Origin of the sequence: Acrocarpospora phusangensis (assembly GCF_016862995.1) — a bacterium.
In the GTDB taxonomy this organism is placed as follows: Bacteria; Actinomycetota; Actinomycetes; order Streptosporangiales; family Streptosporangiaceae; genus Acrocarpospora; species Acrocarpospora phusangensis.
This window is the reverse complement of sequence record NZ_BOOA01000049.1, coordinates 1-12339: the sequence shown is the minus strand read 5'-3', so window position 1 is coordinate 12339 and position 12339 is coordinate 1. Positions and strand designations below refer to the sequence as shown.

The following is a 12339-nucleotide window of genomic DNA, read 5'->3' as shown; positions in this document are numbered from 1 at the left end:
ATTACTCCGGGCATGGACGATGGGAGGGTCTGGCCGCCCGCCGATCGGGGTGAGCCCGACCAGGACCTGCCCCCCTCCGCCCGCTGGTACGGCACGCCCACCGCGCCCCCGCGCCGGCTGCCGCGCTGGGCCGCCACCCTCCTGATCAGCGTCCTGGCCCTGCTGACGGCCGGAGCCGTGGTCACCGTGGCGGCGCTCGCGGTGCTGGGCGGCCCCGACGAGCCCGCCGAGACGGTCGCCGTGAGCGACGGCCTCGCCGGTGTCACCTACCCGCTCCCGCCGGGGTGGCGTCAGGGCGTGCTGGCCCCGGTCACCGGCTTCACCACGGTGGCCACCAACCAGGACCTGGCCATCGTCATGATCCGCCCGGGTGACGAGGTCGAGCCGAGCGGGCTGCGGGCCGAACTGGTGGAGCTGACCGAGCTGTACTCGCGGCTGCTCCTGCACGGCGACAAGGTGGACGTCGTCAAGGACGAGGCCATCACCGTCAACGGCAGGGCCGGCCACACGCGGGCCCTGCACGCCGAGTACCGGGACGTCGTCAACCGGCCCGCCTATCTGCGTGTGACTCTTCTCACCACCTCCTCCGGCGGGAGCGTCGTCATCCTCGGCCTGGCCCATCCGGACACGCCGCAATCCCGCGCCGACCTCGACCTCATCACCTCGGGCGTGCGCTGAGGGACAGGCCGGACGCCGGGGCGGATTGCGGGCCGGAGGGGGACCGGATCGGCGGTGGTCGGCATGTTTGTCGGTGGGGGCGGCTACTCTGGCCGACGTGTCGGGTGGACAACTGAACGGGGAGGCCGGGTGAGCAAGCGAACCCACCGCCATGGCGGCGGTCGCTCAGCTGATCAGCGGGGAGCGTGGTCGCGATGAGCGTGTCCGCGGCGTCTCACCTCTCGCCGTCGTACCCGGATCGGGCCGCCTGGGGCACGGCGCCCAAGCTGCGCGCCTGGCAGCAGGAGGCGTATGACCTGTACTTCCAGCGGGAACCGCGCGACTTCCTGACCGTGGCGACGCCGGGGGCCGGGAAGACGACCTACGCGCTCAGGATCGCCAGCGAGTTAATCAGCCGGGGCGTGATCCGGGCCGTGACCGTCGTCACGCCCACCGAGCACCTGAAGCGGCAGTGGGCCGACGCGGCCGGCCGGGTCGGCATCAGCATCGACCCCGAGTTCAAGAACAGCCAGGGCGCGACCTCGCGCGACTACGTGGGCGTGGCGGTGACGTACGCGCAGGTGGCCATGCATCCGGCGCTGCACAGGGCGCGGACCGAGGCGCGCAAGACCCTGGTCATCTTCGACGAGATCCACCACGCGGGCGACGCCAAGTCCTGGGGCGACGGCGTGCGCGAGGCCTTCGACCCCGCCACCCGGCGGCTCCAGCTGACCGGCACCCCGTTCCGCTCCGACGACAACCCGATCCCGTTCGTGGCCTACACCGAGGACGGCGACGGCGCGCTGCGCAGCGTCTCCGACTACTCCTACGGCTACGGGCCCGCGCTCGCCGACGGCGTGGTGCGCCCGGTCATCTTCCTGGCCTACTCCGGCGAGATGAAGTGGCGCACCCGGGCGGGCGACGAGATCACCGCCACCCTCGGCACGCCGCTCACCAAGGACCAGCTCGGCCAGGCCTGGCGGGCGGCCCTGGATCCCAAGGGCGACTGGATCCGCCAGGTCATCACCGCCGCCGACCGCCGCCTCACCGAGGTCCGCCGCGGCATGCCCGACGCGGGCGGCCTGATCATCGCCACCGACCACGAGTCGGCCCGCGCCTACGCCAAGCACCTGCGGGCGGTCACCGGCGAGGGCGCCACCGTGGTGCTCTCCGACGATCCCGGGGCGTCCAAGAAGATCAAGGACTTCTCGGCCGCCAACGACCGCTGGCTCGTGGCCGTCCGCATGGTCTCCGAGGGCGTCGACATCCCCCGCCTGGCCGTCGGCATCTACGCCACGAGCATCTCCACGCCGCTCTTCTTCGCGCAGGCCATCGGGCGTTTCGTCCGGATGCGCAAACGCGGCGAGACGGCGTCGGTGTTCGTGCCCTCGGTGCCGCTGCTGCTGTCCTTCGCGGCGGAGATGGAGGCGGAGCGGGACCACGTCCTCAACCGCAAGCGCGACGAGGACGGCCTCGACGACCTGCTGCTGGAAGAGGCGCAGCGGGAGCGCAAGCAGCCCGACGCGCTGGGCGAGGAGCTGCCCTTCCAGACGCTGGAGGCCTCCGCCACCTTCGACCGGGTGCTCTTCGACGGCGGCGAGTTCGGCACCGCCGCGGCGGCGGGCTCCCCCGAGGAGGAGGACTTCCTGGGCCTGCCGGGTCTCCTGGAGCCCGACCAGGTGGCCTCACTGCTCCGCAAACGCCAGGCCGACCAGCAGGCCGCCAAGCGCCGCCAGCCCAAACAGGCTCCGGAACTGGCCCCGCACGAGGTCATCCACGAGCTCCGCAAGGAGCTGAACGGCCTGGTGGGCGCCTGGAACCACCGCACCGGCCAGCCGCACGGCGTGATCCACGCCGACCTGCGCCGCTCCTGCGGCGGGCCGGCCATCGCCCAGGCCTCGGCCGAGCAGATCCGCGAGCGGATCGCGATGATCCGCCGCTGGGCCGCCCAGCGGAAGTCATGACCCCAGGACCGGGCTCCCGGTCAGGCGGGCGCCCGCGTCGGCCAGGTGGGCCAGGGCGGCGTGGGTGGTCTCCTCGGCCACGCCCGCGGTGAGGTCCAGCAGCACCTGGACGCTGAAGTTGTTGCGCAGGCCGTCCATGGCGGTGGCGCGCACGCAGTGGTCGGTGGCGATGCCCACCACGTCCAGGTGGGTCACCTCGCGCGAGGCGAGCCAGGCGCCGAGGCTCTCGCCGTCCGGCGTGGTGCCCTCGAACCCGCTGTAGGCGGCGTTGTGCGCGCCTTTGCTGAAGATTTGTTCGACTTTGGCCGTGTCGAACGACGGATGGAAGTCGGCTCCGGGCGTCTCGGCCACGCAGTGCGCGGGCCAGGTGTTGACGTAGTCGGGAGTGCCGGAGAAGTGTGGCCCGGGATCGATGTGATAGTCCCGGGTGGCGACGATGTGGTCGTAGGAGTGGGCTTGCAGATGGGCGGTGATGGCCGCGGCCACGTCGGCGCCGCCGCTCACGGGCAGACTGCCGCCCTCGCAGAAGTCGTTCTGCACGTCCACGATGACTAGCGCAGTAGGCATGCTTTCAGACTAGGAGATCGTGGGAGACCGGCGTCGTCCTCAGGCGCCGCTCTCCCACGATCACTTAAAGATAGTAGGGATTGACGGATCCCCGGGCGAGAGACTGTGTGCGATTGGCGGCAGTTCGGTCAAGGATGCGCGAACCCGGGCACGGGCGTCCGCGAGTGGCTCCCGGCCGACGATCTCGCCGTCGCGTACGAGCGGGGTGAGCAGGGGGCGGCCGGCGTCCTCGGCGGGGGCGAGGGTGACCAGTTCGGCGGTGGCGGTTCCGTCGCGCAGCTCCCGGTAGGCCCATTTGCGCCCGCCCTTGCTCGGCTTGCCGACGGACCTCTTGGCCACAGGCCGGGCCGTGCCGGTGGCGTCGTCCCTGGTCACGAGCTTGTAGACGAGGTTGGCGGTGGGGGCGCCCGAGCCGGTCACCAGCGAGGTGCCGACGCCGTACCCGTCGACGGGGGCGGAGGCCAGGCCGGCGATGGCGAACTCGTCCAGGTCGCCGGTGACGATGATCCGGGTCCGGTGCGCGCCCAGCGAGTCGAGCAGGTTCCGCACCTCCACGGCGACCGGGCCCAGGTCCCCCGAGTCGATGCGTACGGCGCCCAGCTCGGGCCCGGCCAGCTCCACCGCCGTCCGTACGGCCTCCGCCACGTCGTAGGTGTCCACGAGCAGGGTCGTGCCGTTGCCCAGGGACGCCAGCTGGGAGCCGAAGGCCGCCCGCTCCGAGTCGTGCAGGAGGGTGAAGGCGTGGGCGGCGGTGCCCGCGGTGGGCACCCCGTACCGCAGGCCGGCCATCAGGTTGGACGTGGAGCCGAACCCGCACAGGTAGGCGGCGCGGGCGGCGGCCACGGCGGCCTGCTCGTGGGTGCGGCGGGAGCCCATCTCGATGATCGGCCGGTCGCCGGCCGCGTGCGTCATCCGCCCGGCGGCCGAGGCGATGGCGCAGTCGTGGTTGAGGATCGACAGCACGACCGTCTCCAGCAGGACGGCCTCGGCGAACGTGCCCTCGACCACCAGGATCGGCGATCCCGGGAAGTAGGTCTCACCTTCCCGATAGCCGTATATATCCCCGGAAAACCGGAATCCAGCGAGGAAGTCATGGGTGCGCCGGTCTACCACATCGCGGAGAAACTCCAGCTCACGCGTGCCGAACCGGAAGTTCTCGATTGCGTCAAGGATGCGTCCGGTGCCCGCGACCAGCCCGTATCGCCGTCCCGCGGGCAGTCGCCGGGCGAAGACCTCGAAAACCGCGCGCCGATGGGCGGTTCCCCCGGTCAGCGCCGCCTGGAGCATGGTCAATTCGTAGTGGTCGGTGAGCAACGCGGTGTTCATGGTCATCTCCACGAGTCGAGAGTACGACCGAGGTAGGGCAGGATTGGAAATGTGGGTAGCACCGCTCCAATGGAGGTCGAGCGTCCGGCAATCGACGTGCGGCCGGATCTGCCATGGCTGACCATCGTCTGGAATGACCCGGTCAACCTGATGTCCTATGTGACGTTTGTCTTCCAGAGCGTCTTCGGCTTCACCCGGGAGAAGGCGGAGAAGCTCATGCTGGACGTGCACCACAAGGGCCGGGCCGTGGTGTCCAGCGGCACCCGCGAGGAGATGGAGCGCGACGTGCAGATCCTCCACTCGTACGGCCTGTGGGCCACCGTCCAGCGGGACTCCTGATGAGCACCGGGTTCAAGCCGACCGAGACCGGCGTGTCCATCCGGCTGGACGCGGCCGAGGCGTCCGTGCTGCGCTCCCTGGTCGGGCTCGTGCTGGGCCTGGTCGAACCGGGTGCCACCGGCGACGACCCGCTGGAACGCGCGCTCGGCATCGGCGCCACGGCCGAGGTCCCCAGTGATCCGGTGCTGGCCCGGCTGTTCCCCTCGGCGTACGAGGACGAGGAGGCGGCGGGGGAGTTCCGGCGCTACACCGAGGCCACGCTGCGCGACGCCAAGCGGGCCGACGCGACCACGCTGATCGACACCGCCGTGGGCGGCGAGGTGGAGCTCACCGCCGAGCAGGCGGCGGCTTGGATGCGGGCGCTGAACGACGTCCGGCTCATGCTCGGGGTCCGCCTGGAGGTCACCGAGGAGGTGCACGAGGAGATCGCGCGCATGTCCGAGGAGGACCCGCGGTATCCGGCCTTCGTGACCTACGACTGGCTCACCTACCTCCAGGACACGCTCGTACGGGCCCTTTGGTAGCTTTGCCGGCATGTTGACGATCTCACGGGAGCTGGTCGATCAGATCGTGGCGCACGCCCGCGAGGACCACCCGGACGAGGCCTGTGGCGTCATCGCCGGCCGGGACGGGGTGCCGGAGCGTTTCGTCCGGATGGAGAACGCGGAACGCTCGCCCACCTTCTACCGGTTCGACTCGATGGAGCAGTTCCGGGTCTGGCGGGACATGGACGACCGGGACGAGGAACCGGTCGTGATCTACCACTCGCACACGGCCACCGAGGCCTATCCCTCGCGCACCGACGTCAGCTACGCCTCCGAGCCGTACGCGCACTATGTGCTCTACTCCACCGAGTTCGACCAGTTCCGATCTTTCCGGATCGTGGACGGTGTCATCGAGGAGGAGGAAGTCAAGATCCTGGAGCCGGAAGGTTAAACTGGGGCCATGTTCTCGGCGGTGCAGAAGTTCCTCTTCGCGCATTCTCGATCGGACGTCGTCTACGACTGTCGCTGACACAGGAATCCGCGCGCGTTTCCCTGTGTTCCACACAACGACGACTGATCAAGGAGATTGACCCGAGATGGCCATCGAGGTTCGCATTCCGACCATCCTGCGCACCTACACCGACGGCGCCAAGGCCGTCGACGCCTCCGGCGCCACGCTGGAAGAGCTGATCGGCGACCTGGAATCCCGGCATCCGGGGCTGCAGGCCCGTCTGGTGGACGCCGGCAAGCTTCGCCGCTTCGTCAACGTCTACCTCAACGACGAGGACGTGCGTTTCCTCGGCGGTCTCGGCACCCCGGTGTCCGACGGCGACACGGTGACCGTGCTTCCCGCCGTCGCCGGTGGCTGAGCCGCCATGCGTTTCGACTCGCTGATCGACTCGGTCGGCCGTACGCCTCTGGTGGGATTGCCCCGGTTGTCGCCCTCGGCGGAGGTGCGGATCTGGGCGAAACTCGAGGACCGCAACCCGACCGGGTCGATCAAGGACCGGCCCGCGCTGTGGATGATCGAGCAGGCGGAGAAGGACGGGCTGCTGAGCCCCGGCTGCACGATCCTGGAGCCCACCTCCGGGAACACCGGGATCTCGCTGGCCATGTCGGCGCGGCTGAAGGGGTACCGGCTGATCTGCGTGATGCCGGAGAACACCTCGGAGGAGCGGCGGCAGCTGCTGCGCATGTGGGGGGCGGAGATCATCTCCTCGCCCGCGGCCGGCGGCTCCAACGAGGCCGTGCGCGTGGCCAAGGGCCTGGCCGCCGAGAACCCCGACTGGATCATGCTCTACCAGTACGGGAACCCGGCCAACTGGCGCTCCCACTACGAGTCCACCGCGCCCGAAATCCTGGAGGATCTACCCACGATCACGCATTTCGTGGCCGGGCTCGGCACCACCGGCACCCTCATGGGCGTCGGCCGCTACCTCCGGGAGCACGTGCCCGGCGTGCGCATCGTGGCCGCCGAACCCCGCTACGGCGAACTCGTGTACGGCCTGCGCAACGTCGACGAGGGCTTCATCCCCGAGCTCTACGACGAGACCGTGCTCACCACCCGCTACTCGGTGACCTCGGCGGACGCGCTGGCCCGCACCCGCGAGCTGCTGGCCGCCGAGGGCATCTTCGCGGGCATCTCCACCGGCTGCGCGCTGCACGCGGCGCTGGGCATGGCCCGCAAGGCCGTACAGGCCGGAGAGCGGGCGGACATCGTGTTCATCGTCGCGGACGGCGGCTGGAAGTACCTGTCGACCGGCGCGTACGAGGGGACGCTGGACGAAGCCGAGGACCGGCTGGAAGGACAGCTCTGGGCATAAGTAGAGTGTCGAACGAAACGCCCGTCTCCAACTCTCAGGGGAGACGGGCGTTTCTTATGGCGCCCGGCCGGGGCGGTGGGTGGGTCACCCGGCCGGACACCGAGGGTGGTTCTAGTTGAAGATCAGGCGGAGGTTGAAGCCGACCTCGCTGCCCGAGTACTGCGCGCTCATGCCGACCGCGCGCAGGGCCTCCAGGTTGGCCCGCTCCTCGCCGCTGAGCGAGTTCAGGTAGAGCTTCTCGATCTTGTCCAGGTCCGCGTACAGGGCGAAGGCGGAGTCCTCGGCGTTCGGGACCGCGAGCTGGAAGGTCTCGCTGTCCTTGAGCGTGCCGGTGGCGGCCAGCTTGCCCGCGTACTCCTCGGTGGTGGCGACCACGAGCTTGCCGTCGCCGGCCTTCTTGATGAGCTGGACCGGGGCGCCGCTGTTGGCGAAGGCCAGTTCGAGCTTCTCCAGCACCGCCTGCGCCTTGGCCGGGTCGGTCGACAGGACCGTGCCGATGTTGGGCAGGTCGCCGTCGAGGCCGTTCTCGTCCACCGCGACGGTCAGGTTCTTGCCGAGCAGGACGGCCAGGTCGTCGGGCAGGGTCAGGCCGAACTGCTGCTGGGCCTGGTTGAGGAACTGGTTGAAGGACTGGCCCTCGGGACCGGCCGCGTTGGTGGCCTCAAGGATCTCGGTCCACTGCTTGCTCAGCATGTCGCCCATGCCGGAGACCGACAGCGCGGCGGCCGTGCTGTCCGGCAGCTCGCCGATCCGGGACGCCTCCACGTCACCGGCGACGGTGGTGTCGATGCCGCGGCTGATGCCGGCGATCTCGGCGTAGTCGCCGTCGAAGCGGAGGGCGCCGGCGAAGCGGCCGTCCTTGATGCGGTCGACCAGCGCCTGGTCCACCCCGGTGGGCAGGCCGGACTCCAGCACGGACTTGGCGCTCGCCCAGAAGGACAGCACGCCGGGCTCGCCCAGGGCGGCCATGTCGCCGGAGAAGTCGGGGTTCTGGGCCAGGGTGGGGGCGTCGGCGTACTTGTCGGCCTCCTTCTGGCTCTGGGCGAGGATCACGTAGCCGTCTCGGAAGACGTAGCCGGTCTTGTCCTGCGAGTCGCCGTCCATCTTCTCGATGAAGGCGCGCGTGGCGCTCTCGTCGCTGGTCTGGATCGCCACGGCGACGCCGAGGGGCTCGTCCCCGCCGTCCGGCTTGGCCGTCTGGGAGAAGGCCAGGCCGACGCGGCTGCCGAGCCACGGCTCGACGTCCTTGGCGTAGTCGACGTTCTTGAAGTCGGGGCTGCTCTCGGCGAGCGTGTCGAACAGCACCTTGCGCGGGTCGTCGGCGCTGAAGACGTCCTTGGTGGCGTTGAACTTGCGGGCGATCGTGAACAGCGCCAGCTTCTGGTTCGCCGCGGGGTCGAGGTCCAGGCGCACGTACGCGAACGCGCTGCCGGGTAACACCTCGTGCGGCTGGGTGCCGCCGCCGCTCAGCGCGTTGACCAGGTAGAAGCCGCCACCGCCGACGACGCCGGCGAGGACCGCGGCGATCAGCGCGATGATCCAGCCGCGGCCGATGCCGCCGCGCTTGGGCTCGGGGCCGAGCTGCACCGGCGGGAGGCCGTAGGCCAGCTCCTCGGGCTGCTGCCACTGCTGGCCGTACTGGGGCTGCTGGCCGTACTGCTGCTGGCTCGGGTAGTCGACCCGGGTCTGGTCGCCGTACTGCGGCTGCTGCTGGTACTGCTGCCCGTACTGCTGGTCGTACTGGGGCTGCTGGCTCGGGTACTGCATCCGGGTCGGGTCATCCTGCCCGGATCCGGGGTACGCCACGCGTGTCGGCTGGTCGCCCTCCGGCTGTCCGTAAGGCTGCCCGTACGTCGGCTGAGGGGTGCGGTAGTGGACAGTCCGATCCGGGTCCTGGTTCGCGGGGAACGGGTGGCCGGGGGGGTTCTCGGCAGGCATCTTCTCAACTCACATAAGAGGTCTAATCTCGGCGAGCTTGAAAATATGCCACATTGCCTGCGATTCGCTTGCAGTGTGCTTGACGTTAGTCCCGTTTCAGGTCGGTAGCTGGTCCTTTGAGGTGTATTTCGCCGGTGTCGCTGGACTCGATGAGGTCCCAGGGGACTACTTTGCTCCGGGCGTACAGGAGGCTGGTGAGGTTCTGCAGGAGGCCGGTGAGTTTGCCGTTGGCGTCCCGGTGGATGCCCATCAGGAGTGGGGCGCGGACGCACGAGACGAGCAGACCGGCCGATTCCGGCTCTTCCGGTTTGCGGAACCAGCCCGTGCGCTGACGGATCATCTTCACGTCGACGACGTGGCCGACCCAGACTCCGCGCACATCCCAGACCGACTGGCCGACCAGGCCGCGGGCACTCAACATAGATCATCCCCCCATTGGGAGTCTGCCCGTGGATGCCGCGTTTTCCCTGTTCGGGTGGCTAATGGTGGCCAATGGCCCGGCCAAGAAGGGATATGGCCTAAGGTATCCACCAGAACAACATTCGGTCGTGTCATGAGGGGTATACGTGACCAAGTTCGACGAGGCGACCAGGGCCACGCGGGTGGACGCCACGACATACGAGCTGTGCCTGGACGACGGTTACTCCATCGGCGGCCCGCTCAACGGCGGCTACCTGATGGCCGCCCTGCTCCGCGCCGTCGTCGACGCCTCACCGCACGAGCACCCGGTCTCCACCAGCGTGCAGTTCCTCCGCTCCGCCCGTCCCGGACCCGCCCTCGTCCACCTCACCCCCCTCAAATCCGGGCGTACGACCACGGTCACCCAGGCCGTCCTCACCCAGAACGGCGACCCCTACCTTGGCGCCCTGATCGCCACGGCCACCCTCACCCCGGACTCCGAGCCCTTCTACACGACCCCTGCCGCGACCCCGATGCCCCCACTCGCCGACTGCGTCGCGCTTCCCGCGCCCAAGCCCGAATCCGGCATGAACCTCAACGCCCAGACCGACCTGCGCTTCGACCCCCCGACCATCGGCTGGCTCACCGGCACCCCCACCCGCCACCCCGAATCCCGCGCCTACTTCCGCCTCACCGAACCCCAGCCGCCCGACCCCTACATCCTCGCCCTCGCCGTCGACGCCCTCCCCCCGGTCGCCTTCTCCGCCGGCCTGCGCGGCTGGGCCCCCACCGTCGAACTGACCTGGCACCTGCGCGCCCTCCCCGCCCCCGGCTGGCTCACCGTCCGCGCCTCCGGCCGCCTCATCTCCGACGACTGGTTCGACGAAGACGTAGAAGTCCACGACTCCACCGGCCGCCTGGTCGCCCAATCCCGCCAACTAGCCCGCGTCGGCCGCCCCTGAGCCCCCAACAACGAGCCCGCCGTTCGGTTTCTCAGTCCCGCCAGTTTGCGCGTGTCGGCCGCGGCTGAAGATTCAGCGGCGGGACTTCACCGGTCGTTTGGATGCTTGGGCCCCTAAGCCGGTCACTCTTGGCGCCGGTGCGGTGAGCAGTGGCACCTGCGTTAACGGTGCCGGATAAACGGTGAGAGGCGGGTGCCTCGGGGCCGCTCTTTCAGGCGCTCTCGGTCCCGCCGGTTGACGCGAGGCGGGCGTGGCTGAGGGTTGAGCGGCGGGACTCCACTGGTGCGGCCGGTCTCGCTGGTTGGTGCGTATCGGCCGCAGGGTTCAGCGGTGGGGCCTCACCGGTCGTCTGGTTGCTCAGTTTCGCTGGTTGGTGCGTGTTGGGCGTGGTTGAAGGTTCAGTGGTGGGATTTGCTGGCCGGCGCAGGGGTCAGCGGGGGGTGCGGTCCGGCCATTGGGCGGCGACGTGTTCGGGGGAGAGGAGGGGGCGGACGCAGACGTCGCCGGTGTGGCGGTCGATGATGATGCAGCCGCCGCCGACCGTGGTGGGTAAGACGGTGGGGTCCTCGGGGGTGGAGTCGCGGGTCCAGGCGACGAAGCCGGCGTCGAAGACGTAGAGGGCGACGTCGACGGGGTTGGGGCGGCCGCCGTTGAAGTACTCCTCGGCCAGGGCTCGTGCGCTCTCGGGGGTCATCGCGGAAGCTCCGGGTGTGGGTGGGTCAAATCCGCTGGCCCGTGTGGTCGATGATGACGCAGAAGACGCCGGTGACGTTCTCGTAGGGGGGTTCGACGGCCATGTGGCCGCGCTGGGCGTCGATCCAGAGGACCTCGCCGCGTGAGTTGACGGCGTTCCAGGCGTGGCTGCCGCCGTTGGGCCAGCGGGTGATGAGCATCGCGGCGGCGCCGTGGCCGCCGGTGATCAGGCGCTGGGCGATCGACAGATAGGCTCGGCGGCCCTGGCCCAGGTACTCGAACCGGTGGCCCATCCACTGTTCCGCCCTGGCCACGCCGCCGGTCTCGCCCGAGAGTACGGGCTTGCCCACGCGGTCGTACTCCGGCAGCCGGGGGGCCGCCACCGAGGGTTCGCCGTGCCAGGTGGAGAGTACGGCCAGCGCGCAGTCGATCGCGTTGGTGGAGCGGAAGGGGTCCTCCGTCGGGCCCTCCGCGTTGATCAGGCGGATCCAGGTGCCCCGAGGGTCGGGGAAACGGCCGACCGCCGCTTCCAGCAGGTCCTGCTGTGTCTGCGGGTCGGGGCGGGCCAGGCCCCCCTCGGTCCCGTACGGCCTGGCCTCGTCGAGGCGGGGTGGGCGGCAGCCGCGGTCGAACCAGTCGTTGCCGGGTTCGGGGAAGGCGGGACTGCGAGGGCGGGGCGGACGTTCGTCCAAAGTCGGGGCCGGTGTCTCGGCGGCTTGTTCGTAATCACGCCATCGGCGGCCGTCACCCGAAACGACGGGGTTGTAAACGCCGGACGGAAGCCGCCACCGGGACTGACGATCGGCCATTCCCCTGAAAACCAACTGCAGGCCCCTCCCCCTCAGGTTATCGATGGTAGAGGCCCCCCAAGTCTGGTAAGCGGAGTTTCCCAAATCATGCCCCCAACTAGCCAACCCCAGACCCACCACCCCTCATCCACCCCCGCAACCACACCCTCCACCCCAAATCTCCGCCTCACGATGCTTCTCCCACCTGCCTATCCTTTACGGCCCTTCTCCCACTCGCCCGTGTTTGCGGCGCTTCCCACTCGCTTGTACTTGCGGCGGTTCTCTCATCTGCCCGTGCTGCGGTGGATCTCCCACCCACCCACCCTTTTGCCGCTGCGCGGCGGCTAGCGGGCTAGCGGGACTTCCGCCCGCCCTTGACCACTGCGCAACGGCAAGAT

At 69.7% G+C, this 12339-nt stretch carries 14 protein-coding genes; 8 read left to right on the top strand and 6 right to left on the bottom strand.

The features are described from left to right. Window positions 1–12: 12 nt before the first annotated feature. Together Aph01nite_RS26525 and Aph01nite_RS26520 are read left to right on the top strand one after the other, a co-directional pair. A complete protein-coding gene (locus Aph01nite_RS26525; protein ID WP_204043714.1) occupies window positions 13–678 on the top strand; it encodes a hypothetical protein in 666 nt (221 codons plus the stop codon). Window positions 679–872: 194 nt separating this feature from the next. Further along, entirely contained in the window at window positions 873–2621 is a 1749-nt protein-coding gene (locus Aph01nite_RS26520; RefSeq protein WP_204043713.1) for a DEAD/DEAH box helicase, read from the top strand. Here the strand turns inward: Aph01nite_RS26520 and Aph01nite_RS26515 are convergent. Both Aph01nite_RS26515 and Aph01nite_RS26510 read right to left on the bottom strand, forming a co-directional pair. Next, entirely contained in the window at window positions 2616–3188 is a 573-nt protein-coding gene (locus tag Aph01nite_RS26515) for an isochorismatase family protein (protein WP_204043712.1), read from the bottom strand. The genes Aph01nite_RS26520 and Aph01nite_RS26515 overlap by 6 nt on opposite strands. A 60-nt stretch (window positions 3189–3248) precedes the next feature. After that, window positions 3249–4526, bottom strand: coding sequence for a nicotinate phosphoribosyltransferase (locus Aph01nite_RS26510; protein ID WP_373872328.1), 1278 nt, complete (start codon window positions 4524–4526; stop codon window positions 3249–3251). A 57-nt stretch (window positions 4527–4583) separates the two neighbouring features. On the opposite strand from Aph01nite_RS26510, the gene clpS reads away from it, so the two are divergent. From clpS to Aph01nite_RS26485, 5 genes are all read left to right on the top strand, one after another. Beyond that, the gene (gene clpS, locus Aph01nite_RS26505; protein WP_373872327.1) at window positions 4584–4853 is read left to right on the top strand and encodes an ATP-dependent Clp protease adapter ClpS; all 270 of its coding nucleotides are present in this window, start codon (window positions 4584–4586) and stop codon (window positions 4851–4853) included. Further along, window positions 4853–5377, top strand: a complete 525-nt coding sequence (locus Aph01nite_RS26500; RefSeq protein ID WP_204043710.1) for a DUF2017 domain-containing protein — start codon at window positions 4853–4855, stop codon at window positions 5375–5377. Before clpS ends, Aph01nite_RS26500 begins: the two co-directional genes overlap by 1 nt. Window positions 5378–5387: 10 nt before the next feature. After that, window positions 5388–5789: a M67 family metallopeptidase gene (locus Aph01nite_RS26495; protein WP_204043709.1), complete on the top strand. Its 402-nt coding sequence runs from the start codon at window positions 5388–5390 to the stop codon at window positions 5787–5789. A 145-nt stretch (window positions 5790–5934) separates the two neighbouring features. Then, window positions 5935–6207 carry a MoaD/ThiS family protein gene (locus Aph01nite_RS26490; RefSeq protein ID WP_204043708.1) on the top strand — a complete coding sequence of 91 codons (273 nt, stop codon included), beginning with the start codon at window positions 5935–5937 and terminating at the stop codon, window positions 6205–6207. 6 nt (window positions 6208–6213) lie between these two features. Then, window positions 6214–7161, top strand: a complete 948-nt coding sequence (locus Aph01nite_RS26485) for a PLP-dependent cysteine synthase family protein (RefSeq protein ID WP_204043707.1) — start codon at window positions 6214–6216, stop codon at window positions 7159–7161. Between the two features lie 111 nt (window positions 7162–7272). On the opposite strand, the gene Aph01nite_RS26480 is transcribed toward Aph01nite_RS26485, so the two are convergent. Then, window positions 7273–9099 carry a DUF3352 domain-containing protein gene (locus Aph01nite_RS26480; RefSeq protein WP_204043706.1) on the bottom strand — a complete coding sequence of 609 codons (1827 nt, stop codon included), beginning with the start codon at window positions 9097–9099 and terminating at the stop codon, window positions 7273–7275. Between the two features lie 85 nt (window positions 9100–9184). Next, window positions 9185–9520, bottom strand: coding sequence for a hypothetical protein (locus tag Aph01nite_RS26475; RefSeq protein WP_204043705.1), 336 nt, complete (start codon window positions 9518–9520; stop codon window positions 9185–9187). Between the two features lie 145 nt (window positions 9521–9665). Between Aph01nite_RS26475 and Aph01nite_RS26470 the strand changes: the two genes are divergently transcribed. Then, complete coding sequence (locus Aph01nite_RS26470; RefSeq protein ID WP_204043704.1) at window positions 9666–10460, top strand: thioesterase family protein; 795 nt, start codon at window positions 9666–9668, stop codon at window positions 10458–10460. 430 nt (window positions 10461–10890) lie between these two features. Here the strand turns inward: Aph01nite_RS26470 and Aph01nite_RS26465 are convergent, their stop codons facing one another. Both Aph01nite_RS26465 and Aph01nite_RS26460 read right to left on the bottom strand, forming a co-directional pair. Beyond that, on the bottom strand, window positions 10891–11154 hold the full coding sequence (locus tag Aph01nite_RS26465) for an SUKH-4 family immunity protein (protein ID WP_204043703.1): 264 nt from the start codon (window positions 11152–11154) through the stop codon (window positions 10891–10893). Window positions 11155–11179: 25 nt separating this feature from the next. Next, a complete protein-coding gene (locus Aph01nite_RS26460; protein ID WP_239161996.1) occupies window positions 11180–11845 on the bottom strand; it encodes a toxin glutamine deamidase domain-containing protein in 666 nt (221 codons plus the stop codon). Window positions 11846–12339 lie beyond the last annotated feature (494 nt).